Source organism: Mesorhizobium sp. AR07 (genome assembly GCF_024746815.1).
GTDB lineage: Bacteria > Pseudomonadota > Alphaproteobacteria > Rhizobiales > Rhizobiaceae > Mesorhizobium.
Genome location: NZ_CP080525.1, coordinates 3,929,113 through 3,951,834, shown reverse-complemented (window position 1 = coordinate 3,951,834; position 22,722 = coordinate 3,929,113). Strand labels below are relative to the sequence as shown.

At 63.9% G+C, this 22,722-nt stretch carries 21 protein-coding genes and 1 pseudogene; 16 read left to right on the top strand and 6 right to left on the bottom strand.

Annotated features, from left to right (window positions below):
* The first annotated feature begins 105 nt into the window (after positions 1-105).
* The 4 genes from alr (at position 106) to BPNPMPFG_RS20155 (ending at position 3,914) form a co-directional block, all read left to right on the top strand.
* Complete coding sequence (alr, locus tag BPNPMPFG_RS20170; protein ID WP_258590440.1) at positions 106-1,245, top strand: alanine racemase; 1,140 nt, start codon at positions 106-108, stop codon at positions 1,243-1,245.
* 343 nt (positions 1,246-1,588) lie between these two features.
* Entirely contained in the window at positions 1,589-1,972 is a 384-nt protein-coding gene (rnk, locus tag BPNPMPFG_RS20165) for a nucleoside diphosphate kinase regulator (protein ID WP_413776789.1), read from the top strand.
* A 312-nt stretch (positions 1,973-2,284) separates the two neighbouring features.
* Complete coding sequence (locus tag BPNPMPFG_RS20160; protein ID WP_258590438.1) at positions 2,285-2,524, top strand: hypothetical protein; 240 nt, start codon at positions 2,285-2,287, stop codon at positions 2,522-2,524.
* Positions 2,525-2,657: 133 nt separating this feature from the next.
* Positions 2,658-3,914: a D-amino acid dehydrogenase gene (locus tag BPNPMPFG_RS20155; protein ID WP_258590437.1), complete on the top strand. Its 1,257-nt coding sequence runs from the start codon at positions 2,658-2,660 to the stop codon at positions 3,912-3,914.
* 4 nt (positions 3,915-3,918) lie between these two features.
* On the opposite strand, the gene BPNPMPFG_RS20150 is transcribed toward BPNPMPFG_RS20155, so the two are convergent.
* From BPNPMPFG_RS20150 to BPNPMPFG_RS20140, 3 genes are all read right to left on the bottom strand, one after another.
* Positions 3,919-6,075 (bottom strand): phospholipase D-like domain-containing protein, encoded by a 2,157-nt coding sequence (locus BPNPMPFG_RS20150; protein ID WP_258590436.1) that lies wholly within the window; start codon positions 6,073-6,075, stop codon positions 3,919-3,921.
* The gene (locus tag BPNPMPFG_RS20145; protein WP_258590435.1) at positions 6,072-6,515 is read right to left on the bottom strand and encodes a phospholipase A2 family protein; all 444 of its coding nucleotides are present in this window, start codon (positions 6,513-6,515) and stop codon (positions 6,072-6,074) included. The genes BPNPMPFG_RS20150 and BPNPMPFG_RS20145 overlap by 4 nt, the downstream gene beginning before the upstream one ends.
* 158 nt (positions 6,516-6,673) lie before the next feature.
* Entirely contained in the window at positions 6,674-7,555 is an 882-nt protein-coding gene (locus BPNPMPFG_RS20140; protein ID WP_258590434.1) for a LysR family transcriptional regulator, read from the bottom strand.
* A gap of 381 nt (positions 7,556-7,936) precedes the next feature.
* Here BPNPMPFG_RS20140 and BPNPMPFG_RS20135 point away from each other — a divergent pair, with 381 nt between their 5' ends.
* The gene (locus BPNPMPFG_RS20135) at positions 7,937-9,433 is read left to right on the top strand and encodes a CoA-acylating methylmalonate-semialdehyde dehydrogenase (RefSeq protein ID WP_258590433.1); all 1,497 of its coding nucleotides are present in this window, start codon (positions 7,937-7,939) and stop codon (positions 9,431-9,433) included.
* Between the two features lie 158 nt (positions 9,434-9,591).
* Here BPNPMPFG_RS20135 and BPNPMPFG_RS20130 read toward each other — a convergent pair whose 3' ends face one another.
* Together BPNPMPFG_RS20130 and BPNPMPFG_RS20125 are read right to left on the bottom strand one after the other, a co-directional pair.
* Positions 9,592-10,392, bottom strand: a complete 801-nt coding sequence (locus BPNPMPFG_RS20130; protein ID WP_258590432.1) for an SDR family oxidoreductase — start codon at positions 10,390-10,392, stop codon at positions 9,592-9,594.
* Positions 10,389-10,718: a nuclear transport factor 2 family protein gene (locus BPNPMPFG_RS20125; RefSeq protein WP_258590431.1), complete on the bottom strand. Its 330-nt coding sequence runs from the start codon at positions 10,716-10,718 to the stop codon at positions 10,389-10,391. The genes BPNPMPFG_RS20130 and BPNPMPFG_RS20125 overlap by 4 nt, the downstream gene beginning before the upstream one ends.
* Positions 10,719-10,873: 155 nt before the next feature.
* Here BPNPMPFG_RS20125 and BPNPMPFG_RS20120 point away from each other — a divergent pair, with 155 nt between their 5' ends.
* Entirely contained in the window at positions 10,874-11,197 is a 324-nt protein-coding gene (locus BPNPMPFG_RS20120; RefSeq protein WP_208647184.1) for a winged helix-turn-helix transcriptional regulator, read from the top strand.
* 229 nt (positions 11,198-11,426) lie between these two features.
* The gene (locus BPNPMPFG_RS20115; protein ID WP_258590430.1) at positions 11,427-11,744 is read left to right on the top strand and encodes a hypothetical protein; all 318 of its coding nucleotides are present in this window, start codon (positions 11,427-11,429) and stop codon (positions 11,742-11,744) included.
* Between the two features lie 8 nt (positions 11,745-11,752).
* On the opposite strand, the gene BPNPMPFG_RS20110 is transcribed toward BPNPMPFG_RS20115, so the two are convergent.
* Complete coding sequence (locus tag BPNPMPFG_RS20110) at positions 11,753-12,445, bottom strand: GntR family transcriptional regulator (protein ID WP_413776788.1); 693 nt, start codon at positions 12,443-12,445, stop codon at positions 11,753-11,755.
* Positions 12,446-12,514: 69 nt separating this feature from the next.
* Between BPNPMPFG_RS20110 and BPNPMPFG_RS20105 the strand changes: the two genes are divergently transcribed.
* From BPNPMPFG_RS20105 to BPNPMPFG_RS20065, 9 genes and pseudogenes are all read left to right on the top strand, one after another.
* Entirely contained in the window at positions 12,515-13,408 is an 894-nt protein-coding gene (locus BPNPMPFG_RS20105; RefSeq protein WP_258590428.1) for a dihydrodipicolinate synthase family protein, read from the top strand.
* Positions 13,409-13,471: 63 nt separating this feature from the next.
* Positions 13,472-14,791 (top strand): NAD(P)/FAD-dependent oxidoreductase, encoded by a 1,320-nt coding sequence (locus BPNPMPFG_RS20100; protein ID WP_413776787.1) that lies wholly within the window; start codon positions 13,472-13,474, stop codon positions 14,789-14,791.
* Positions 14,792-14,822: 31 nt separating this feature from the next.
* Positions 14,823-15,824: a 4-hydroxyproline epimerase gene (locus BPNPMPFG_RS20095; RefSeq protein WP_258590427.1), complete on the top strand. Its 1,002-nt coding sequence runs from the start codon at positions 14,823-14,825 to the stop codon at positions 15,822-15,824.
* A 334-nt stretch (positions 15,825-16,158) separates the two neighbouring features.
* Positions 16,159-17,062, top strand: a pseudogene (locus tag BPNPMPFG_RS20090) (branched-chain amino acid ABC transporter permease).
* A gap of 4 nt (positions 17,063-17,066) precedes the next feature.
* Positions 17,067-18,662: a high-affinity branched-chain amino acid ABC transporter permease LivM gene (livM, locus tag BPNPMPFG_RS20085; RefSeq protein WP_258590426.1), complete on the top strand. Its 1,596-nt coding sequence runs from the start codon at positions 17,067-17,069 to the stop codon at positions 18,660-18,662.
* Positions 18,662-20,236, top strand: coding sequence for an ATP-binding cassette domain-containing protein (locus BPNPMPFG_RS20080; protein ID WP_258590425.1), 1,575 nt, complete (start codon positions 18,662-18,664; stop codon positions 20,234-20,236). The genes livM and BPNPMPFG_RS20080 overlap by 1 nt, the downstream gene beginning before the upstream one ends.
* Positions 20,236-20,964, top strand: coding sequence for an ABC transporter ATP-binding protein (locus tag BPNPMPFG_RS20075; RefSeq protein ID WP_258596820.1), 729 nt, complete (start codon positions 20,236-20,238; stop codon positions 20,962-20,964). The genes BPNPMPFG_RS20080 and BPNPMPFG_RS20075 overlap by 1 nt, the downstream gene beginning before the upstream one ends.
* A 112-nt stretch (positions 20,965-21,076) precedes the next feature.
* Entirely contained in the window at positions 21,077-21,424 is a 348-nt protein-coding gene (locus tag BPNPMPFG_RS20070) for a DUF6867 family protein (RefSeq protein ID WP_056586311.1), read from the top strand.
* A 138-nt stretch (positions 21,425-21,562) separates the two neighbouring features.
* A complete protein-coding gene (locus BPNPMPFG_RS20065) occupies positions 21,563-22,681 on the top strand; it encodes a branched-chain amino acid ABC transporter substrate-binding protein (protein ID WP_258590424.1) in 1,119 nt (372 codons plus the stop codon).
* The last annotated feature ends 41 nt before the right edge of the window (positions 22,682-22,722 follow it).

The window sequence follows — 22,722 nt, the reverse complement described above, 5'->3', positions numbered from 1 at the left end:
ACGGAGTCAGGCGCCGCGCTTCAAGTCTTTGTTTTAATGCATGTCGCTGCCCCAAAACCGGGCCACTTTTGGCGACATCCATTATCAGCCAAGAGAAGGGTCGCCATGAACGACGCCCCCAAGAAGCCGCTGCCCGAGGACGTTACCGCCACAAGCGAAGCGGTGGCTGGCGCCATCCTCACCATCGACCTTGGCGCGATCCGTGAAAACTACCGGCGGCTGAAAGTGCAACTGGATGGCGTGCGCTGCGCCGGCGTGGTCAAGGCCGATGGCTACGGGCTTGGCGCGAGCCAGGTGGCGGCGGCGCTGCTGCGCGAAGGTTGCGATATCTTCTTCGTCGCGCTGCTGGGCGAAGGCATCGCCTTGCGCCGCTCGCTTGGGCCGGGTTCCGCCATTTTCGTGTTGAACGGCGTTTCGCCCGGTGCCGAGAAGGACGCCGTGGCGGCAGACCTTTCCGCTGTCATCAACAGCCAGGAACAACTGGCGGCCTGGCGTGCGGCCGCCCGCCGCGCCGGCCGGAAACTGCCTGCGGCGATCCAGGTCGACAGCGGCATGTCGCGGCTTGGCATGGCGCCACAGGATGTCGAGCGCGTTGCGGCCGACCCCGGTGCCTTCGACGGCATCGACGTCCGTTTCGTCATGAGCCATCTGGCCTGCGCCGACGAGCCGGAGCATCCGGCCAATGAGCGGCAACGACTTGCGTTCGAGCGGTTGCGCGCGATGTTGCCTCAGGCGCCGGCCTCGCTCACCAATTCGTCCGGCATCTTTCTTGGGCAGCGCTTTCATTACGATCTCGCAAGGCCGGGTGCGGCGCTCTACGGCATCAATCCGACACCGGCCGGGCCGAACCCGATGCTGCCGGCGGTGCGGCTGCAGGCCAAGGTTGTCCAGACACGCATGCTGGAGGCCGGCGTCGGTGTCGGCTATGGCCACATTTTCCACACGACGGCTCCGCTCGCGGCGGCGACGATTTCGCTCGGCTATGCCGATGGTTGGCATCGGCGCGCCGCGTCCGCGGCCTGGTTCGAGGGCGTGCGCCTGCCCTTCCTCGGGCGGGTGTCGATGGATTCGATCATTCTCGACATTTCCGCCTTGCCGTCCGGCAAGCTCCGCGAAGGTGATCTCGTCGAACTGCTTGGCCTCTCGCAAAGCGTTGACGACGCGGCCGGCCATGCCGGCACCATCGGCTATGAGATCCTGACCAGTCTCGGCCATCGCTTTCATCGGCGTCATGTCATCGGTTGAGCGATTCGGGGTTGAGCGGTTTGGGTTGAGCGATTTGGCCACGCTTGACAAGCGGACGCCTGTCGGCAAGGGTCCGCGCATGAGCAACCTCGCCCATATCAGAACCTTGTTCAGGGTCTGCCCGATCGCGGGATCGTAGCCCCGGCGCGGCCGCCTTTTGGCGTCCGTCCGAACCGGGGCGTCCATACATCCAACATCGCCATCTAGTCAGACAGCCCTCGCGGCTGCCGGCTTTTCATCAAGCCGCCCGTTGGTACGGCGGCAAGCGCGCATCCATTCAATGCGCCAATTCATGAGGTTTGCCATGCAACATGCAACAGGACTGCGTCCTCCGAGCCAGCTCATGGTCAGCGATGCGGACCATGACAGACTGACAGGCCTGGCGAGGGCGTCGCTCGACCGCACGCCTGAGACGGCCGAAGAGCTGCTTTCGGAAATGGACAGAGCGGTCGTCACGAAAGCGGCGGCTATGCCGGCCGACGTGGTGCGAATGGGGTCGACGGTGACAATCCGTGGCGAAAGCGGGGACACCCAGCGCATCACGCTGGTCTATCCCGGCGATGCCAACATCACTGAAAACAGGATCTCGGTGCTGACGCCGATGGGGACGGCGCTCATCGGTGCGAGCAGGGGACAGGCGGTGCGCTGGAGCGGCCGCGGTGGCCGGGAGTTGTCGGTGACCGTCGAAGCCGTCGAGACACCCGCCTCCGGCCAGCAGCGGCCCTGATCGTGGAGGCGGTGATGACAGGCACGAATTGTCGCTTGACGACGAAGGACTTTGCCGTCCTCGAAGTCATGCTGGAGCGTCGGCGGGCATTCGCCGATCCGGTGGCGGATATGCTTGAACACAAGCTTTCAAACGCCGATCTCGTCCCGATCGATCGGGTCGAACCCGATGTCGTGACGCTGAACAGCAGAGTGGTGTTTCGCATCGATGCCGGCCCTGCCGAGACGCGAACCCTGGTGCAAAACGATATGCGCGGACCGGTCGGCTCCAGCCTGTCGATCGCAACGAGGCGCGGGCTTTGCATGCTTGGCAATGGCGCAAGGCCAGACGGCGATGATCGAACGGGCCGATGGCAGGCGAGAGTCGATCCTGATCGAGACCGTGCTCTACCAGCCGGAAGCCGCGCGGCGCGCGGTCAAGGAGAAATCCCAAGCCAGGCGACCGCATGGGCTCACTCTGGTCTACAGCGCCGCGGCCGACTGGCGGCCTCTTGGCGAGAAGGCTGGAATGCGGCAGACAGAAGACGACGACCCCGGTCCCTCGGCGGCGTGAACGGGCCACGGCGCATGGCCTCGAAAATCGGAATCGATTTTCGGAAAGGATCATGCGCAAATCGGAAATGCGGCGGTGTCCGTGGGTGTCCGTGGGCGTCCTGGAGGACGCGCGGCGCGGCAAGGAGTGAACGATGAAAATCATGGTGCTGGGCGGTGGTGTCATCGGGGTGACCACGGCGTATTATCTCGCCGAGGCCGGCCACGAGGTGACGGTGATCGACCGCCAGAAAGGCCCGGCGCTGGAAACAAGCTTCGCCAATGCCGGCGAGATCTCGCCCGGCTATGCCTCGCCCTGGGCCGGCCCCGGCATTCCGCTGAAGGCGATCAAATGGCTGCTGATGAAGCATGGCCCGCTGGTCGTGCGGCCCGCCTTCGACCCGCATATGTGGACATGGCTGATCAAGATGCTGCGCAATTGCACGGCCGAGCGCTATGCGATCAACAAGGCGCGCATGGTGCCGCTGGCCGAATACAGCCGCGACACGCTGAAGGCGCTGCGCGAGGCGACCGGCATCGCCTATGACGAGCGTACCCAGGGCACGCTCCAGTTGTTCCGCACGCAAAAGCAGCTCGACGGTACCGGTGGCGATGTCGAGGTGCTGAAGACATATGGCGTGCCCTACGAGATCCTCGACCAGGACGGCTGCATCGCCGCAGAGCCGGGCCTGGCCGGAGTGCGCGAAAAGTTCGTCGGCGGCCTCAGGCTGCCGCGCGACGAGACCGGCGACTGCAAGATGTTCACCGACAGGATGGCAGAGCTGTGCGTGGCCCGCGGCGTGAAATTCGAATACGACGTGACGATATGGCGCGTCATCCGCAGCCGCAACCGCATCGCCAATCTCAGCACCAGCAAGGGCTGGAAGGCCGCCGACGCCTATGTCATGGCGCTGGGCAGCTACTCGGCGGCGTTCATGCGCCGGGTGAAGCGGCCGATCCCCGTCTATCCGGTCAAGGGTTATTCGATCACCGTGCCGATCCAGGATGCGGCCGCGGCACCAGTGTCGACGGTGATGGACGAGACCTACAAGGTGGCGATCACCCGGCTCGGGAACCGCATCCGCGTCGGCGGCACGGCCGAGATTTCCGGCTTCGACCTCAGGCTGCACGAATCGCGCCGCCGCACGCTGGAGCACTCTGTCGGCGATCTCTTTCCGGGCGCCGGTGCCATGCGGGACGCAACGTTCTGGTGTGGGCTGCGGCCGATGACGCCGGATGGTCCGCCGCTGATCGGCCGTACCGAGCTCTCCAATCTCTATCTCAACACCGGACACGGCACGCTTGGCTGGACCATGGCCTGCGGCTCGGCCAGGGTCTTGGCCGACATCATCTCCAGCCGGGTGCCGGACATCGATGTCCGCGACCTCGCGCAGGAGCGCTATCTGCGATAGGGGATCAGAACGCCTGCCTGACCCAGTCCTCGTCGAACAGCAGCCGATAGGCCAACCCGATCGTCACGTTGGTGGCGACCGGATTGGAGTGGGCGAGATAGTCGTCATAGACCGGCTTCATCCTGGTGTAGAAGGCCGGGTCGAGCACCATCATGCCGTTCTCCGAGTCGTGGAAGAAGCTGCGGTTGTTGAGATTGACCGACGAGATGGCCACCAGCCTGTCATCGATCATCATGATCTTGGAGTGCAGCACGACATCCGGCGCCTTGAACTCGCGAATGTTGATGCGGTCGCCGTATTTCTCGACGAACAGCTTGTTGAGCGCGGTGAGGAACCTGCCGCCCATATCGCCCTTGAGATCGATGCGGCCGACAATGTCGATCCTGATGCCGCGGGCGAGCGCCCGGTCGAAGGCTTGGGCGAGCTTCGGCGTCAGGTTGAGGTAGGGGTTGACGATCTGGATATGGTGCTGGGCGGCGTCGACCAGCTCGACGAAATAGTTCTCCAGCGCATGGCCATCCTCGTAGGGTACGGAAATGAAGTGCCGCGCCGTGGCTGATGGGCGGCGGCCGTCGGAGCGGACCGGGATGGAGAATGGCCGCGCCAAATTGGTGTCGGCGTCGCGCAGCCACACTGTCGAAAGATGCGCGGCGAGCGTCTCGACCGTGGCCCGGTCGGCTAACTCGATGTCAAAATCGCTCCAGTTCGAATAGTAGTTCAGCGAAAACCCGTCGGTCCTGCCGTATTGCTGCAGGTCCGGATAACGCGACAGGTCGATCGGCTGGTGGAACAGGAAGCCGTCATGGATGTTGCGGCCGCCGATGATGACGCGCGAGCGCCCAGGGTCTTCAGCCAGCGTCGCCAGCATCTTGATGTGGTGGGTCTTGTGCAGCTGTGAAATCTGCTCGTCGATCGGCGCGCCCTGGTCCGCCCGCCAGCGGTATTCCTGCAGCTGGACATTGGGGAATTCGGCCGCCAGCCGGTGCAGCAGCGCGTCGTCCTTGTCGCGTTCCAGCACGTCGGTGACCATGATGCGCACCTTGGTGCCCAGCGCCGCATGGTGGCGAATCAGGCGTTCGATGATGCGGCCGGAAAAGTCCGCCTTGAATTCGAGCGACGACAGATAGATCAGCCTCAACCTCGGTGCCCTCGAGAAGTCGAGAGGCAGGTCCGGGTCGCCCTTGCCGATGGCGCTGTCGGGCAGCGGCGCGCCCATCAGCGCCTCGACCTTGGCGTTGAAGCCGTCGCGCGACTTGCGCAGCAGGCGCGGTTGTCCGATCGGCAAGGCGCAGGTCTGCGACAACCAGCGGCTGGCGTAGAAGACGCGGCTCAAGCGGTCGAGGCCGGTGGCGCCGGGCGTCGGACAGCGCTGGTAGAGGCTGTCGAAGGCCGCGAGCGCCGGGTCGGCGACCTCTTCGCGCCGTATGGTGAGCGGTGCGCCGGCCGGGGCAAGGCTGGAGCGGATTTTTACAGCGCAGCGGTTGAGGCTGTCACTCGGGAACAGGCTGACCGTGTCGTCTTCACCCGACAGGCGAATGCGGAATGCCGTGCCCGTGGCGACTGTGCGTGAACCGGCGCCGCCATGGATCGCCAGCGCGCCGTCGCATGTGCCCTCGATATCGGCCGGCTGATCACCCGCCTGGCGCAGCACGATCTCGACGCTGCGCGCCTGCAGGCCGGAAAAGTCGAAAATCTTGGGCGCCGAAGGCCGGGCTGCCGCATCGATGTAGAGCGTCTGCCGTGATACCCGCCAGCGGCGATCGAAATGGCCGTCGCCGCTGCCGTCGCCGGCGGGTGGCGGCAGCGTTTCGGCAACCGGACCGGCCAGCTGTTGCAGCGTCCGGTAGGTCGCCTGGAAATCGCTGTTGCGGATCTCATGGCGATCACGACCGAAAGGGCCGGTGCCGTTGTCGCGATCCATGGCGCCGAGCTCGTGATGGGCGAGCAGCGCCAGGAACCGCTTTTCGTAGTCGCTTGCCGCGGCATCGCCGAAAAACCGCGCGGCTGCGATCTTCGGTCCCGGCGCTTCGGCTGACAGCGAAGGGCGAGCGCAGGCACTCTCGTCGGGCAGGAAATCGCAGGATCCGCGGCCGGACGGACCGGCGCAGCCGCCAAGCGCCAGCCCGAACAGGACCAGCGCAAGGAATACCCGGCCGTTCACCCGGTCGCTCCGGCCTTCAGGGCGCGCAATTGTGCCGGGTCGCGCGGCGGCATGAAACCTTGCGGGAACACCTTGCAGATGGGAATGGCGAAGGTGGCGATCAGCAGTTCCGCCTCGCCACGCATCTTGCGCGGTGCTGTCTTGTCGTCGCGGATCACCTTGGCCGAGGCGACGAGCGCGCCGTCGCAGTCGCAATGGTTGTGACGGGCGATGTAGCAGGCGTCATGCGTCTGACAGACCGCATCGAGGCGGTCGACCGGCCGGGCCGACAGATCGCCGGTGCGGGTGCCGGGGCCGCAATAATTGCCGATGACGAAAGGCGAAGGGCGGGCCATGGCATAGCGGATCGGCTTGGGCAGTTCGGCCTCCGGCACCTTGGTCCACGGATTGGCGCAAGCCGAAACGCAAAGCAGCGGCAGGATGGCAAGAACGGCTCGCATGTCTATCCGCGCCAGCTTTCTGAAAGATTTCCCCACCCGGCGACCCACCCCGTGACCGGCGACCGCACACCTGATGCCACACTGGCCGGTCTTGTGGCAAGGAAAGGGCGGCGTGCGCGGTTCCGGCCGTGTTATCGTCATAGGCCCTGACAGCGCATCTACAGGAAGAGACCTTTTTCCCGTTCCACCGCCTTGGTGATGAAGCTGGCGACGATCTGGACGCGGCGCAGTGGCCGGACCGATTCGTGATAGACCAGCCAGTAGGCACGGCGGATGGGCGCGACCACATCGACCGACACCAGTTCCGGCATCGAACGGGCGACGAAGATGTGCAGGATGCCGATGCCGGCGCCCGACCGCACCGCTTCGGCCTGGCCGAGCGCCGAGGAGATGGCGAAGCTGGTTCGCCAGTCCGGGCTGAATTCGGCGGCGTAGTCGAGAGAGGGGCTGACAATCAGGTCCGGCACGTAGCCGATGAGGGTGTGCTGGCCGAGTTCGGCTGCGGTCTGGGGCAAGCCATGCGCTTGCGCATAGGCGCGCGAGGCAAACAGGCCGAGCGTGTAGTCGACCAGCTTTCCTGCCACCAGCCGGCCTTCGGTCGGCCGCTCGACAGTGATGGCGATGTCCGCCTCGCGGCGGGACAACGAGAAGGAGCGCGGCACCGGCACCAGCTGAATGGTCAGCTCGCGGTGCAGCGCGGTCAATTCGCCGAGACGCTTGGCCAGGAAGGCGACGCCAAAACCGTCGGGCGCGCCGATGCGCACCGTGCCGGAGACGTCGTCGCCCTCGCCGGCGACGGTCGAACGCGCGGCGATCATGTCGCCCTCCATGCGCTCGGCGATGTCGAGAAAGCGCTCGCCGGCAGGCGTCAGCTCGCTGCCGGTGGTCAGCCGGCGAAACAGCTTTGTCCGCAACGCATCCTCGAGTGCGGCGATGCGGCGCGAGACGGTGGCGTGGTTGAGCTCCAGCCGTTTGGCGGCGCCCAGGATCTGTCCGGCGCGCGCCACGGCCAGGAAGATGCGGACGTCATCCCAGTTCATGGGAATGGTCCGCATGGTGGTGGTCAAGGTCGCGTTTCTTCGCGCCCCCCTCTGTCCTGCCGGACATCTCCCCCTCTAGGGGGGAGATCGGCTGTTGTGCTGACGGCTCTCCCCTAACGGCCTCGACAATTGGCGAAAGCGGAGATGACCGCGCAATCTCCCCCCTAGAGGGGGAGATGTCCGGCAGGACAGAGGGGGGTGCGAAGGAACTCAATCTGTCGTCCTTGAGGTAGCAAACCAAAACACCTGGTCATTTGCGGGAATTGATGCTCCGCCGTCAACCGCTATCTATTTTCCGCACAACGGTTGCGTTCTCACTCGCGTTGCCATCGGCCGGCCAAAGGCGGACAATGCGGCATCACAAACAAGGGGAGAGAAATCATGATCGACTACGGTCATTTCATCGGCGGCAAGCATGTCGTCGGGACCAGCGGCCGCAAGCAGGATGTCATGCAGCCGATGGACGGCTCCGTGCGCGGCACGGTGGCGCTGGCTTCGCCGGCTGAACTGCGCGCGGCTGTCGAGAATGCCAAGGCGGCGCAGCCCAAATGGGCGGCGACCAACCCGCAGCGCCGCGTGCGCGTGCTGATGAAATTCCTCGAACTGGTCGCCCGCGACTATGACGAGCTGGCCGATATCCTGGCCCGCGAGCATGGCAAGACGATCGCCGACGCCAAGGGCGACATTCAGCGCGGCCTCGAAGTGGTCGAGGTCTGCATCGGTGCGCCGCATATGATGAAGGGCGAATTCACCGACGGCGCCGGTCCCGGCATCGACGTCTATTCGATGCGCCAGCCGCTCGGCGTCGTCGCCGGCATCACGCCGTTCAATTTTCCGGCGATGATCCCGCTGTGGAAGATCGCGCCTGCCATCGCCTGCGGCAATGCCTTCATCCTGAAGCCGTCGGAGCGTGACCCGGGCGTGCCGATGCGCATCGCCGAACTGTTCATCGAAGCCGGCCTGCCGGCGGGCATCCTCAACGTCGTCAATGGCGACAAGGGCGTCGTCGACGCCATCCTCGACGATCCCGACATCAAGGCGATCGGCTTTGTCGGCTCGACGCCGATCGCCCACTACATCTATTCGCGCGGCACCGCCGCCGGCAAGCGCGTGCAGTGCTTCGGCGGCGCCAAGAACCACATGATCATCATGCCGGACGCCGACATGGACCAGACCGTCGACGCGCTGATCGGCGCCGGCTACGGCTCGGCCGGCGAGCGCTGCATGGCGATTTCGGTTGCCGTTCCGGTCGGCGAGGACACCGCCAACCGGCTGATGGAAAAGCTGGTTCCGCGTGTCGAAAGCCTGAAGGTCGGGCCTTCGACGGATTCTTCCGCCGATTTCGGCCCGCTGGTGACGGCGCAGGCGCTTGAACGGGTCAAGGGTTACGTCGACACCGGCGTCAAGGAAGGCGCCAAGCTGGTCGTCGACGGCCGTGGCTTCTCCATGCAGGGCTATGAGGACGGCTACTATATGGGCGGCTGCCTGTTCGACAACGTGACATCAGACATGCGCATCTACAAGGAAGAGATCTTTGGGCCGGTGCTCTCGGTGGTGCGCGCGCCGACTTATGAGAGCGCGATCAAGCTCGCCAACGACCACGAGATGGGCAATGGCGTCGCCATCTTCACCCGTGACGGCGATGCCGCGCGCGACTTCGCCTCGCGCGTCCAGGTCGGCATGGTCGGCGTCAACGTGCCGATCCCGGTGCCGATCGCCTATTACACGTTCGGCGGCTGGAAGGCGTCATCCTTCGGCGACCTCAACCAGCACGGCCCGGACGCGTTCCGCTTCTACACCAAGACCAAGACGGTCACGTCGCGCTGGCCGTCCGGCATCAAGGACGGTGCTGAGTTCGTCATTCCGACGATGAACTGAGGGCGACGATTTCCTGTTTGCGCGTCCTCGCCTTCGGCTGCGGGCGCGCGGGCAGGCATCAAGGACGGCGCCGGGTTCGTCATCCCGACGCTGAACTGAGATTTGTCATTTCACCGAGTTAAGGGCGCGGCTTTGTCGCGCCCTTTTTTTGCGCGCTATCATACCGTCGGTATCGTGCCACCGTCGATGACGTATTCGGCGCCGTGGATCGACGCCGCACGGTCCGAAACAAGGAACGCCACCAGTTCCGCTACCTCTTGCGGCCATGCCGGCCGGCCGATCGGGATGCCGCCGAGCGCATCCATGATGCCCTGGCGGGCGGTTTCCTCATCAGAGCCGGAATGAGCAGCCAGTCGCTCCACCATCGCTTTCGATGCGGTGGTGTGGATCCAGCCCGGTGCCACGGTGTTGACGCGGATGCCTTTCGGGCCGAGCTCCTTGGACAGCGCCTTGCTGTAGGTTGAAAGTGCCGCCTTCGCCGCCGCATATGCGATGGTGGATTCGTGCAGCGGTAGGCGGCGCTGGATCGACGATATGTGGACGATCGCGCCGGATCCTTGCTCGATCATCTTGGGAATCAGCAGGCGATCGAGCCGCACCGCCGCCAGCAGGTTGAGGCTCAGCTCATCCTGCCAGAGCCGGTCGATCAGCGCAGCGAACCCTCCACCGGGGCTTTTCGAGCCGCCGACGCTGTGCACGATGATGTCGACGCCGCCGAGACTTTCCATAGTGGCTGCCGCCACTTTTTCGGCGCCTGCCAGAGTGCTGATGTCAGCCTGCACGAACAGCTTCGGCGATGATGCTTCGGTCGCCGAGCGGGCCGTGGTGACAACCATCGCGCCCGCCGTCGCAAGCCGGTTCACGATCGCTTCGCCGGCACCCTTGGTGCCGCCGGTGACCAGAACGCGCTTGCCGGCAAATTCCTGATCGTCGACCGCGAATTTCCCAGGGATGGTCATGCACCGATCTCCAGTCTTGCGATCCGGTCGTCATGCAGCGTGAAGTTGTAATGAAGCCTCGCCGGGCTGCCGGGGAAATTGCCCGACACGATGCCGGCGACCCGCCATGCATGGCCATTGACGGCCGCGTCGGCGACTTCAACTGTCACCCGATATTTGCGTGTCGTTGCTTCCATCCAGCCGCGGATAGCGGCCACACCCCGATGGGTTTCGCCTTCGTCCTTGACCGTGGCATCCGACGAGAAGGGGATGAGCATAGCGTCGATGTCGTGCCTGTTCTTGGCGGCAAAATAGTCTGTCAGCGGCTGCGGAAGTTTTGCGGTCATGGTTCGTCTCCGATTCCAGTTTCTGCCGTCGACTTGAAGTCCGCGGCCCTTGTCTGGCTCCTAAAATGAGATAGGCTGAAAAAATGACAAGAACCGACGAAAAGGTAAGGTACCTACCTGAAAGTAAGGTTAGGCCTGAAAGCAAGGTTGAAGCAATGACGCCATTGTCCGCGGCGAGCGGCGTCGAGAATGTGCTGCGCATCCTCGAAGGCCGCTGGAAGCTGGTGATCCTGTTTCACCTGTTCGGCGGCAAGGTGCTGCGCTTCTCTGATCTCGAACGTGCGATCCCGGCGATCTCGCAGAAGATGCTGATCCAGCAGCTGAGGCAGATGGAGGGTGACGGGATCGTGCGCCGCATCGTCCATCATCAAGTGCCGCCGAAAGTCGAGTACTGCCTGACCGATTGGGGCCAAGCGTTATGCCCGGCTCTCGACGCCCTGCTGAAATGGGCGGCGCTTCGCGAACCTGTGGAAGGCTGACGCGGATCGTCGCCTCGCAGCCCACCGCGAGGGCGGACATGGTGCTTGTTTTCGGATCGGGACCTCACCATATCGAATCCAGGGAATGCGATAAAATTCCCAGACGACAGACCGGAAACCAGAAGGAGTGACGTGATGAAGACGTCGGGCCCGGCCTGGAACGCCCCGGCATATTGAGGCTGCCTATGTGCCTCCCTTTGCCGGAACGTGAAGGCGAAGGAGGTGCCAAATGGCACACAAATTTTCGTTTCGATGGATCAAGATAGCCGCGATCGGCGCCGCGCTTGCGCTGTCGACGCTATCCGCACAGGCGCAATTCGTCTGCGGCGGCCACGGCGATCTTGTCGCGGGCCTGGCGCAGGCCTTTCACCAAAAGCAGGTCGGCTACGGTGTGGTCGGGCAAGCTGCCATTGTCGAGATCTATGTTTCGGCAAGTGGGACATGGACCATGCTGGTAACCGACGTGAAAGGCCGAAGCTGCATCCTCGCGACCGGTGAGGGCTGGGAGGATACCCTCGCGGTGACCGCAATGGCGCATGGGATCTGACCACCCGATCAGCGTGTCGCCGCCGTCTCGGCATGGCCGCGCAGCAGCGCCATCAGCCGCTTGGCGTCCTTGGCGGCGGCCTCTTCGTCGCCGTCGAGGATCGAGCGGATCAGTGCGACATGGTGTTCGGCCGATTCAGCCAGCCCGGTATCGGCCTTGTAGCGGAACCAGAAGCGGCGACTGTGGGTCTGCAGCGGGGCTGCCAGCCGGGCGGCGAACGGATTGTCGGCGGCCAGCGCCAGCGCGTCGTCGAGCGCCTTGTCGGCCTGGATGAAGGCAAGCACATTGCCCGCGATCACTGCCTTCTGCATGGCAAGGGCTGCTTCGTGAAACATGTCGGCGGCCTCGCGGGTGACGAAGCGGGCGGCCGAGCGGGCCAGCACCACCTCGACGCCACGCCTGGCGTCAAGCACGCGCAGCCAGTCGCCGGGATGCAGCGGAGCAATCGCAATGCCGGCGCGCGGCCGCACGTCGAGCAGTCCTTCCCAGGCCAGCCGCTGGATCGCCTCGCGCACCGGCGTGCGGCCGAGCGCCAGCCTTTCGATCAGGGCGCCCTCGGTGACAAAACTCGCTGGCGCCAGTTCGAGCGTGACGATCATGTGCTCGAGCACGCGGTAGGCTTTGGCCGCCGCCGGCTCGGATGCAGTCGTTGATTCCATGGATATCAAAGGCGATCTCCTGATATATTCAGGATATATCATAGGAGAATCCGTATTGACAGGTGGTTTCTTAATAGATATACGACTGATATATCAGATGGAGAGACCGCAATGTGGACTGGAGTTTTCCCCGCCGTTACGACGAAATTCACCGCAGACGACCGCCTCGACCATGCCGAGATGGAGCGCTGCTTCGGCTTGCAGATGGATGCCGGCTGCGACGGCATCGTCGTCTGCGGTTCGCTCGGCGAAGGGCCGATGCTGTCGCCTGACGAGAAGATCGAGGTGCTGAAGACCGCGCAGAAGGTCGCTGGCAAGAAGCCGGTGCTGATGACGGTCAACGAAGCCGGCACCCGCGAGGCCGCCAGCATTGCGCGCCGCGCCGCGAAAGAAGGTGCCAACGGCCTGATGGTGGTGCCGAGCCCGATCTATCACACCAATGCGGAAGAGACGGTCGCGGCGCTGCGGGCCGTCGCTGAAGCCGGCGACCTGCCGGTCATGATCTATTCCAACCGGCTTGCCTACCGCGTCGACGTCACCGTCGACCAGATGGAGGAACTGTCGGCGGACAAGCGCTTCGTCGCCATCAAGGAATCCTCCGACGATATCCGCCGTTCGACCGAGATCATCAATCGGCTGGGCACCCGCTACGACCTGTTCACCGGCGTCGACAATCTGGCCTTCGAGGCGCTGTCGGTCGGCGCCATCGGCTGGGTGGCCGGACTGGTCACGGCGTTCCCGCGCGAGACCGTCGCCATCTACCAGCTGATGAAGCAGGGCCGCCGCGAAGAGGCGCTCGCCATCTACCGCTGGTTCCGGCCGCTGCTCGATCTCGACGTCTCGACCTATCTGGTGCAGAACATCAAGCTTGCCGAAGTGTTCGCCATCAACACCAACGACCGCGTGCGCATGCCGCGCCAACCGCTGTCGGGCGAGCGCCGCAAGGCCGTCGAAAAGATCGTCAAGGACGCACTGGCGGTTCGGCCGACACTGCCGCAGTTCTAAGGGCTTTCTTCTCCCCGTTCGCCGGGAGAAGATGGCGGCAGCCAGATGAGGGGCAGCGCCTAGGTGTCAGGAAATTCCAAGTTGACAGAAGCAGGGAGCCGCCCCTCATCCGCCCTTCGGGCACCTTCTCCCCGTGAACGGGGAGAAGGGGAAGACATCGCCATAGTCGGCGGCGGCATCATCGGCATTTGCGCCGCTGCCTGTCTTGCCGAGGCGGGACGAAACGTCACGATCTTCGATCGGACCGGCATCTGCGAGGAAACGAGCTCCGGCAATGCCGCTGCGTTCGCCTTTTCCGACGTGCTGCCGATGGCCCATAAGGGCATGATCCGGCAGCTGCCGAAATGGCTTGCCGATCCGCTCGGCCCGCTCAGCATTCCGCCAACCTATCTGCCGAAACTTCTGCCTTGGCTGATCCGATTCTGGCGCGCCGGCGCGCCAGAGAAATACGAAGCGGGCCTAGCCGCCCAGGCGGATATGATGAAGCTCGCCGAGGCGGAGTGGATGGCTTTGCTCGATCGCTCCGGCACAAGGCAGATGCTACGCGAGGATGGCTCGCTGGAACTCTACGAAAGCGAGGCCGAGTTCCGTGTCTCGCTGCCGGGTTGGGCGGCGCGCGAGCGCTTCGGCATCGGTTTTCGCCATGTCGAGGGTGAGGAGCTGGCACGGCTGCAGCCGGGGCTGTCGCCGCGCTTCGTCAGGGGCACCTTTGTGCCGGGATGGAAGACGGTCGCGGATCCGAAACTGCTCGGCAAGGCGGTGTGGGCCTATGCGCAGAGCAAGGGCGCCCGCTTTGAAAAGGCACGGATTGAGCGCATCGCGGCGGACCAGGACGGTGCGACGCTGACACTGGCCGACGGCACGACCAGGCATGCCAGGCACCTTGTTGTTGCCGCCGGTGCGTGGTCACATCTGCTGGCCAGTCAACTCGGCGATCGCATTCCGCTGGAGACCGAGCGCGGCTACAACACGACGCTGCCGAAGAGCGCCTTCGACGTGAAGCGGATGCTGATCTTCTCCGGCCACGGCTTCGTCATCACGCCGCTCGAAACGGGCCTTCGCGTCGGTGGCGCGGTCGAACTCGGCGGTATCGAGCGGCCGCCCAATTATGCCCGCTCGAAGGCGCTGCTGCGGAAGGCGCAGAAATTCCTGCCGGGGCTCGATGCGGCCGGCGGGCGCGAATGGATGGGGTTCCGTCCCTCGCTGCCGGATTCGCTGCCGGTCATAGGCCGTGCGCCGGGAAACCGGCCGGTGGTCTATGCCTTCGGCCATGGCCATCTCGGCCTGACCCAGGCGGCGGCCACAGGACGGTTGATCCGCGATCTCGTCCTGGGGCAGACTCCGCCGATCGATCTGGCCCCCTTCAGTCCGCAACGATTTTGATTTTTCGGATTTTGATTTTTCGAGGAGCGTCATGGCCAAGAAATCCTTCTTCTGCATAGACGGCCACACTTGCGGCAACCCGGTGCGTCTGGTCGCCGGCGGCGGCCCTCTGCTGCAGGGCGCGACGATGATGGAACGGCGGGCGCATTTCCTGGCCGAATATGACTGGATCCGCACCGGGCTGATGTTCGAGCCGCGCGGCCACGACGTGATGTCCGGCTCGATCCTCTATCCGCCGACGCGCGATGATTGCGACATCGCCATCCTGTTCATCGAAACCTCCGGCTGCCTGCCGATGTGCGGCCATGGCACCATCGGCACGGTAACGATGGCCATCGAGCACGGGCTGATCAAGCCGAAGACGCCGGGCGTGCTCCGGCTCGACACGCCGGCCGGCCTGGTCATCGCCGAATACAAACAGGTCGGCGACTATGTCGAGGAGGTGCGCATCACCAACGTGCCGTCCTTCCTCCATGCTGAGGGGCTTACGGTCGAATGTCCGCAGCTCGGCGAGATCACCGTCGATGTCGCCTATGGCGGCAATTTCTACGCCATCGTCGAGCCGCAGAAGAACTATCGCGACATGGCCGACTATTCGGCCGGCGACTTCATTGCCTGGAGCCCGGTGGTGCGGCAGCGGCTGAACGAAAAGTATTCCTTCGTGCATCCGGAGAACCCGGGCATCAACCGGCTGTCGCACATGCTGTGGACCGGCAAGCCGACTGTGGAGGGCGCCGATGCGCGCAATGCCGTCTTCTACGGCGACAAGGCGATCGACCGCTCACCGTGCGGCACCGGCACCTCGGCGCGCATGGCGCAGCTTCATGCCAAGGGCAAGCTCAAGGCCGGCGACAGCTTCGTTCATGAATCGATTATCGGTTCGCTGTTCAAGGGCAAGGTCGAAAAGGACGTCACCGTCGCCGGCAAACCGGCGATCATTCCCTCGATCGGCGGCTGGGCGCGGATGACCGGCTTGAACACCATCTTCATCGACGACCGCGATCCGTTCGCGCATGGTTTTGTCGTCAAGTAACGGGAATTCTCACCCAGGGGAAAGGAACAGAACGAAAAACGGACCGTGTCGGCAACGCAACGATTCTTCTAATCACCTAATTTTGACGGCGATTTCTTCGAAATGGGGCGCATGATGCGGCCGAATCGTCAAAGACATTGCGTTATGCCAATGGTAGGGTCCGCAGTGGTCCAGGGGCCGGATGGGAAAAAACGGGCAATCGGACGGCGTGCCGGCAAAACACGCATGACGATTGAAAAATGACGTTGCAATCCGGGCTCGAAACTTTACGACTAGGGGAAATACGAAAAGGAATGCGTCTGCATGGGCGACATTCCAGGGGAGCCATGTACACATGCAGTACTTTGTCCAGCAGCTTATCAACGGGCTGACGCTGGGGTCCATCTATGGGCTGATCGCGATCGGCTACACGATGGTCTACGGCATCATCGGCATGATCAACTTCGCCCATGGCGACATCTTCATGGTGGGCGCCTTCACGGCGCTGATCGTCTTCCTGGTGCTCGGCGCGCTGTTCTATTCGGTGCCCGTTGTCATCGCGCTGCTGGTCATGATGATCGTGGCGATGCTGCTCACCAGCCTCTACAACTGGACGATCGAGAAGGTCGCCTACCGGCCGCTGCGCGGGTCGTTCCGGCTGGCGCCGCTGATCACCGCGATCGGCATGTCGATCGCGCTGTCGAACTTCGTCCAGGTGACGCAAGGGCCGCGCAACAAGCCGATCCCGCCGATGGTCAGCCAAGTCTACAACATCAACGGCATCAGCGTGTCGCTGAAGCAGATCATCATCGTCCTCGTCACGGCCGCACTCCTGGCGCTGTTCTGGTACCTGGTCAACAGGACCTCGCTTGGGCGGGCACAGCGGGCCTGCGAGCAGGACCGCAAGATGGCGGCACTGCTCGGCATCGATGTCGACCGCACCATCTCGATCACCTTCATCATGGGCGCGGCGCTGGCCGCACGTCGCCGGCACGCTGTTCCTGATGTATTACGGCGTCATTGCCTTCTCGGACGGCTTCACGCCGGGGGTGAAAGCCTTCACGGCGGCGGTGCTGGGCGGCATCGGTTCGCTGCCGGGTGCGGTGCTCGGCGGGCTGATGATCGGCTTCATCGAGAGCATGTGGTCGGCGTATTTCTCGATCGACTACAAGGACGTCGCGGCGTTCTCGATCCTGGCGATCGTGCTGATCTTCCTGCCTTCCGGCATATTGGGCCGGCCAGAAGTCGAAAAGGTCTGAGACCATGGCCGTCACCGTATCTCCAGAGCGCGACATCGTCGCCACCCCCGTGCAGCGCGCGTTGCGCGAGGCGTTCTACGCAGGCGCCATTTCGCTTGGTCTGTTCGTGCTGTTCATCGGCCTGAAGACCGGCCAGAACATTTCCAATGAACTGGTCGTAACGACGCGCTGGGGCCTGCTTGCCGCCGTGGTGATCGCCACGGCTGTCGGACGCTTCCTCTATGTCGCCTATGGCCAGCCCTTCATGGCCAACCAGAAGATCGCAGACGTCGCCACCGGCCTGTTGCCGGGCAGCGTGGCATCGCGGTTCTTCCAACTGCCGGCATTCATCGTGGCAGCCGTCGCCGCGGTGCTGCTGTTCGTATTCAACAACTCTCTCGCCGGATGGGTGGGCACGGAACCGGCCGGCTATCTGCAATTCCTGCGCGCCCTGGCGATCATCTATGTGCTGGCTTGCGTGATCTACTACTTCCGCGCCTTCATCCATGCCAACTTCACCAAATTGGGCATCGCAGCATTGGTGCTGTATCCGATCCTGGTGGTCGCGGTGCTGTCGCTGAACGCCTGGTCGATTGCCGGCGGACTGCAGGGTTCGCTGAAATGGGTCGACAATTTCGGCATCCAGATCCTGATCTATGTGATGCTGGCCTGGGGGCTGAACATCGTCGTCGGCCTCGCCGGCCTGCTCGATCTCGGCTACGTCGCCTTCTATGCGCTTGGCGCCTATGCCTATGCGTTGCTCGCCACGCATTTCGGCCTGTCGTTCTGGATCCTGCTGCCGGCCGCCGGCGCCATGGCGGCGCTGTGGGGCGTGCTGCTCGGCTTCCCGGTGCTGCGCCTGCGCGGCGACTATCTGGCGATCGTGACGCTGGCTTTCGGCGAGATCATCCGCCTGGTGCTGATCAACTGGCGCGAGGTCACCAACGGATCGGCCGGCATTTCCGGCATTCCCAAGGTCAGCTTCTTCGGCCTGATGTCGTTCAACGTGTCAGACCCGAACTACATCGCCAAGGTGCTGGGCATTGCCCAGTCCGGCGCGTATTACAAGATCTTCCTCTACTACCTGATCCTGGGCCTGTGCCTGCTCACCGCCTTCGTCACCATCAGGCTGCGCCGCCTGCCGGTCGGCCGCGCCTGGGAAGCGCTGCGCGAGGACGAGATCGCCTGCCGCTCGCTCGGCATCAACACCACCACCACCAAGCTGACCGCCTTTGCCACCGGCGCCATGTTCGGCGGCTTCGCCGGCTCGTTCTTCGCCGCCCGGCAAGGCTTCGTCAGCCCGGAATCCTTCGTCTTCCTGGAATCGGCCATCATCCTGGCCATCGTCGTGCTCGGCGGCATGGGCTCGCTGGTCGGCATTGCCGTTGCCGCCATGGTGATGATCGGCGGCACCGAGGCGCTGCGCGAACTCGACTTCCTCAAGCAGATCTTCGGGCCGGACTTCACCCCGGAACTCTACCGCATGCTTCTGTTCGGCATGGCCATGGTCATCGTCATGCTGTGGAAGCCGCGCGGCTTCGTCGGCAGTCGTGAACCGACCGCCTTCCTCAAGGAGCGAAGGGCGGTCTCCAGCTCCTTCACCAAGGAAGGGCACGGCTGATGAATGCGAGCACACAAATGAACGACGCCATCCTGCGGGTCGAGCATCTGTCGATGAAGTTCGGCGGCCTGGTCGCCATCGGCGACCTGTCCTTCGCCGCCAGGCGCGGTGAGATCACCGCGCTGATCGGCCCCAACGGTGCCGGCAAGACCACCGTGTTCAACTGCATCACCGGGTTCTACAAGCCGTCGGAAGGCATGATCACGCTCAACCGGGCTGACGGTTCGAGCTTCCTGCTCGAGCGGCTGCCCAATCATGAGATCCCGGCGCGCGCCAAGGTGGCGCGCACCTTCCAGAACATCCGCCTGTTCTCGGGCATGACGCTGCTGGAGAACCTGCTGGTTGCCCAGCACAACAAGCTGATGAAGGCATCGGGCTATACGGTGCTGGGCCTGTTCGGCTTCAGCGGCTACCGCAAGGCCTCGGCCGACTCGGTCGAACTGGCCCGGCACTGGCTGGAGAAGGCCGATCTCGTCGACCGTGCCGACGATCCGGCCGGCGACCTGCCCTATGGCGCGCAGCGGCGCCTCGAGATCGCCCGCGCCATGTGCACGGGGCCGGAGCTTCTGTGCCTCGACGAGCCGGCGGCCGGGCTCAATCCGAAGGAATCGGCGGCGCTCAACGAACTGCTGATCGACATCAAGAACACGTCGGGCACCTCGATCCTGCTCATCGAGCACGACATGTCGGTGGTGATGCAGATCTCCGACCATGTCGTGGTGCTGGAATACGGCCGCAAGATCTCCGACGGCAGTCCGCAATCGGTGCGCACCGATCCGCGCGTCATCGCCGCCTATCTCGGCGTCGACGACGAGGAAGTCGAGCAGGTCCTCACCGAAGTCGGCGACGAAGACGTCATCGAACAGCTCGATACGGGGCCGGATGCCGCGCATGGACCGGGGACGTCGTCGTCGTATCTCGCCGGGCCGGTGACCGACACGGTCGGCCACAGTTCGGGCGAGCGGGTTACGGTGGCGAAGGGCGCATCAAAGGCCGGTCAGGTCGATGCCAGGTCGCTGGCCGCGGCAAACAAGGCAGCTTCTCTGGCGGCGATACCGGCTGCAAAGCCGGCTCCCGCGGCGAAGGCAAAACCTGCTCCGAACGCGGCATCAAAGGCGGCAACCGAGACGGCGGTGAAGTCAACCGCAGCGGCCAAACCAGCAGCCAAGGCGCCAGCGGCGAAGGCTCCAGCGGCGAAGGCTGGGGAAATCTCCAACCGGCTGGCAGCGCCTCGCGACGGCAAGGCCGACAATCTGACCCGCATCAAGGGGATCGGCACGGTCAACGAGAAGAAGCTCAACGATCACGGCATCTTCCATTTCGACCAGATCGGCGCCTGGAAAAAGGCCGATGTCGAGGCCGCCGAAGCCTATCTCGCCTTTGACGGGCGCATCGCGCGTGAGGAATGGGTCAAGCAGGCCAAGCTGCTTAGCCAGGGCAAGGACACGGAATTCTCGCGCCGCGTCGATGCGGGCAAGGTGGCGACCAGCCATGCTTCCGGAAAGACCGCTGGCGCGGCTTCTGGAAAGACCGCTGCCAAGCCTGTGGCGGGCAAGCGTGGAGGGCGTAAATGATGGCCGGGACAACGCTGCTCGATGTCAAGGGCGTGCAGACCTACTACGGCAACATCCGGGCGCTGAACGGCGTCGATGTCCATGTCAACCAGGGTGAGATCGTGGCGCTGATCGGCGCCAATGGTGCCGGCAAGTCGACGCTGATGATGACCATCTTCGGCTCGCCCCGCGCCCGCGCCGGCAGCATCACCTTCGCCGGCACCGACATCACCCAGATGCCGACGCACGAGATCGCCCGCATGCGCATTGCCCAGTCGCCGGAGGGCCGGCGCATCTTCCCGCGCATGACGGTCATGGAAAACCTGCAGATGGGCGCCAGCCTCGACAACCTCAAGCACTATGACGAGGATGTCGAGAAGGTGTTCACGCTGTTTCCGCGGCTGAAGGAGCGCATCGCCCAGCGCGGCGGCACGCTGTCGGGCGGCGAGCAGCAGATGCTGTCGATCGGGCGCGCGCTGATGGCGCGGCCGAAGCTGCTTCTGCTCGACGAGCCGTCGCTCGGCCTGGCGCCGCTGATCGTCAAGCAGATCTTCGATGCCATCCGCGAGCTGAACCGCACGCAGGGGCTGACCGTGTTCCTGGTCGAGCAGAACGCCTTCGGCGCGCTCAAGCTGGCCACGCGCGGCTATGTCATGGTCAACGGCAATGTGACGATGAGCGGCACCGGCAAGGAACTGCTCGCCAATCCGGAAGTGCGCGCCGCCTATCTCGAAGGCGGACACCACTGAGTTTGGAGCGGAATGTGTGCATCCGGTATTCCGCTCCAAATTGTTTGTTTGTCGCATGATCCTTGTCCGAAAAGTCTGCAACTTTTCGGGATCATGCTAAGGAGACTTCACCATGCAGGGCATTCTCTACGAGGAGCCGTCGATCTGGCAGTTCTTCTTCGTCACCTGCCTGCTCGGCGGCTGGGCGGCCTGGATGACGGGCAAGGCCAGCGCCCAGACATGGCGCAGCTTCATCCAGCTGTTCGCCTATATGCTGGGCCTCGGCATCGGCATCCGCTTCATCCATCACGCGCTGTTCGGCGGCACGATGTTCTCGCTGCACTATTACATCGTCGATACCATCGTGCTGATGATCCTCGGCTTCGTCGGCTATCAATACACGCGAACAAACCAGATGGTGACACAGTATAACTGGCTCTATGAAAGAGCTTCAATCCTGAGCTGGAAACCGAAAGGTTGACGTTCATCATTAACGCCGCTTCGGGGATGAATCGGCGTGACAAGTGCCTGAAAATCGGCAAACTATGCTTTCTGCGATAAGAGTGGGCATCGCATGAAAGCTTCATCCACGCCCACTCCGTAAATGGGAGCGTTTTACATGAGAAAATCACTATTGTCCGCTGTCGCCCTGGGCGCGCTCGTCGCGTTTGGCGGCGCCGCGTGGGCTGACGTCCTGGTCGGCGTCGCCGGCCCGATCACCGGTCCGAACGCAGCCTTCGGCGCACAGCTTCAGAAGGGTGCGGAAGCGGCTGTCGCCGACATCAACGCCAAGGGCGGCATCAACGGCGAGCAGATCAAGCTCGAGGTTGGCGACGACGTCTCCGATCCGAAGCAGGGCATCTCGGTCGCCAACAAGTTCGTCGGCGACGGCGTCAAGTTCGTGGTCGGCCACTTCAACTCGGGCGTCTCGATCCCGGCATCGGAAGTCTATGCGGAAAACAACATCGTCGAAGTGACGCCGGCCGCGACCAACCCGCAGTTCACCGAGCGCGGCCTGTGGAACGTGTTCCGCACCTGCGGACGCGATGACCAGCAGGGTAGCATTGCCGGCGCTTATCTCGCCGCGAACTTCAAGGACGCCAAGATCGCCGTCGTGCACGACAAGACCACCTACGGTCAGGGCCTTGCCGACGAAACCAAGAAGGCGATGAACGCCAAGGGCGTGAAGGAAGTCATGTATGAAGGCATCAATGTCGGCGACAAGGACTTCTCGGCGCTGATCGCCAAGATGAAGGAAGCCGGCGTTTCCATCATCTACTGGGGCGGCCTGCACACCGAAGCCGGCCTGATCATCCGCCAGGCGGCCGACCAAGGCCTCAAGGCGACGCTGGTTTCCGGCGACGGCATCGTGTCGAACGAGCTGGCTTCGATCGCGGGCGACGCGGTTGCGGGCACGCTCAACACGTTCGGCCCGGATCCGCGCCTGATCCCCGCCAACAAGGAACTGGTCGAGAAGTTCCGCGCGCAGGGCTTCGAGCCGGAAGCCTACACGCTCTACTCCTACGCCGCCGTGCAGGCGATCGCCGAAGCAGCGACCGCTGCCAAGTCGAACGACCCGCAGGCGGTTGCCAAGGCGATGCATGCGAACGGCCCGTTCAAGACCGTGCTCGGCGACCTGTCCTATGACGCCAAGGGCGATCCGACGCTGCCCGGCTACGTCATGTACGAATGGAAGAAGGGCGACGACGGCAAGTACACTTACATCCAGAAGAAGTAAGCCTTCAGTCTCGATTCTTACGAATGCCCGGCGCCTCGCGC

Excerpts from the sequence above, each read along its gene's own strand:
- alr (WP_258590440.1), top strand. The coding sequence starts at position 106 with ATGAACGACGCCCCCAAGAAGCCGCTGCCCGAGGACGTTACCGCCACA.
- rnk (WP_413776789.1), top strand. The coding sequence starts at position 1,589 with ATGGTCAGCGATGCGGACCATGACAGACTGACAGGCCTGGCGAGGGCG.
- BPNPMPFG_RS20160 (WP_258590438.1), top strand. The coding sequence starts at position 2,285 with ATGGCGCAAGGCCAGACGGCGATGATCGAACGGGCCGATGGCAGGCGA.
- BPNPMPFG_RS20155 (WP_258590437.1), top strand. The coding sequence starts at position 2,658 with ATGAAAATCATGGTGCTGGGCGGTGGTGTCATCGGGGTGACCACGGCG.
- BPNPMPFG_RS20145 (WP_258590435.1), bottom strand. The coding sequence starts at position 6,515 with ATGCGAGCCGTTCTTGCCATCCTGCCGCTGCTTTGCGTTTCGGCTTGC.
- BPNPMPFG_RS20140 (WP_258590434.1), bottom strand. The coding sequence starts at position 7,555 with ATGAACTGGGATGACGTCCGCATCTTCCTGGCCGTGGCGCGCGCCGGA.
- BPNPMPFG_RS20135 (WP_258590433.1), top strand. The coding sequence starts at position 7,937 with ATGATCGACTACGGTCATTTCATCGGCGGCAAGCATGTCGTCGGGACC.
- BPNPMPFG_RS20130 (WP_258590432.1), bottom strand. The coding sequence starts at position 10,392 with ATGACCATCCCTGGGAAATTCGCGGTCGACGATCAGGAATTTGCCGGC.
- BPNPMPFG_RS20125 (WP_258590431.1), bottom strand. The coding sequence starts at position 10,718 with ATGACCGCAAAACTTCCGCAGCCGCTGACAGACTATTTTGCCGCCAAG.
- BPNPMPFG_RS20120 (WP_208647184.1), top strand. The coding sequence starts at position 10,874 with ATGACGCCATTGTCCGCGGCGAGCGGCGTCGAGAATGTGCTGCGCATC.
- BPNPMPFG_RS20115 (WP_258590430.1), top strand. The coding sequence starts at position 11,427 with ATGGCACACAAATTTTCGTTTCGATGGATCAAGATAGCCGCGATCGGC.
- BPNPMPFG_RS20110 (WP_413776788.1), bottom strand. The coding sequence starts at position 12,445 with ATGATATATCCTGAATATATCAGGAGATCGCCTTTGATATCCATGGAA.
- BPNPMPFG_RS20105 (WP_258590428.1), top strand. The coding sequence starts at position 12,515 with ATGTGGACTGGAGTTTTCCCCGCCGTTACGACGAAATTCACCGCAGAC.
- BPNPMPFG_RS20095 (WP_258590427.1), top strand. The coding sequence starts at position 14,823 with ATGGCCAAGAAATCCTTCTTCTGCATAGACGGCCACACTTGCGGCAAC.
- livM (WP_258590426.1), top strand. The coding sequence starts at position 17,067 with ATGGCCGTCACCGTATCTCCAGAGCGCGACATCGTCGCCACCCCCGTG.
- BPNPMPFG_RS20080 (WP_258590425.1), top strand. The coding sequence starts at position 18,662 with ATGAATGCGAGCACACAAATGAACGACGCCATCCTGCGGGTCGAGCAT.
- BPNPMPFG_RS20075 (WP_258596820.1), top strand. The coding sequence starts at position 20,236 with ATGGCCGGGACAACGCTGCTCGATGTCAAGGGCGTGCAGACCTACTAC.
- BPNPMPFG_RS20070 (WP_056586311.1), top strand. The coding sequence starts at position 21,077 with ATGCAGGGCATTCTCTACGAGGAGCCGTCGATCTGGCAGTTCTTCTTC.
- BPNPMPFG_RS20065 (WP_258590424.1), top strand. The coding sequence starts at position 21,563 with ATGAGAAAATCACTATTGTCCGCTGTCGCCCTGGGCGCGCTCGTCGCG.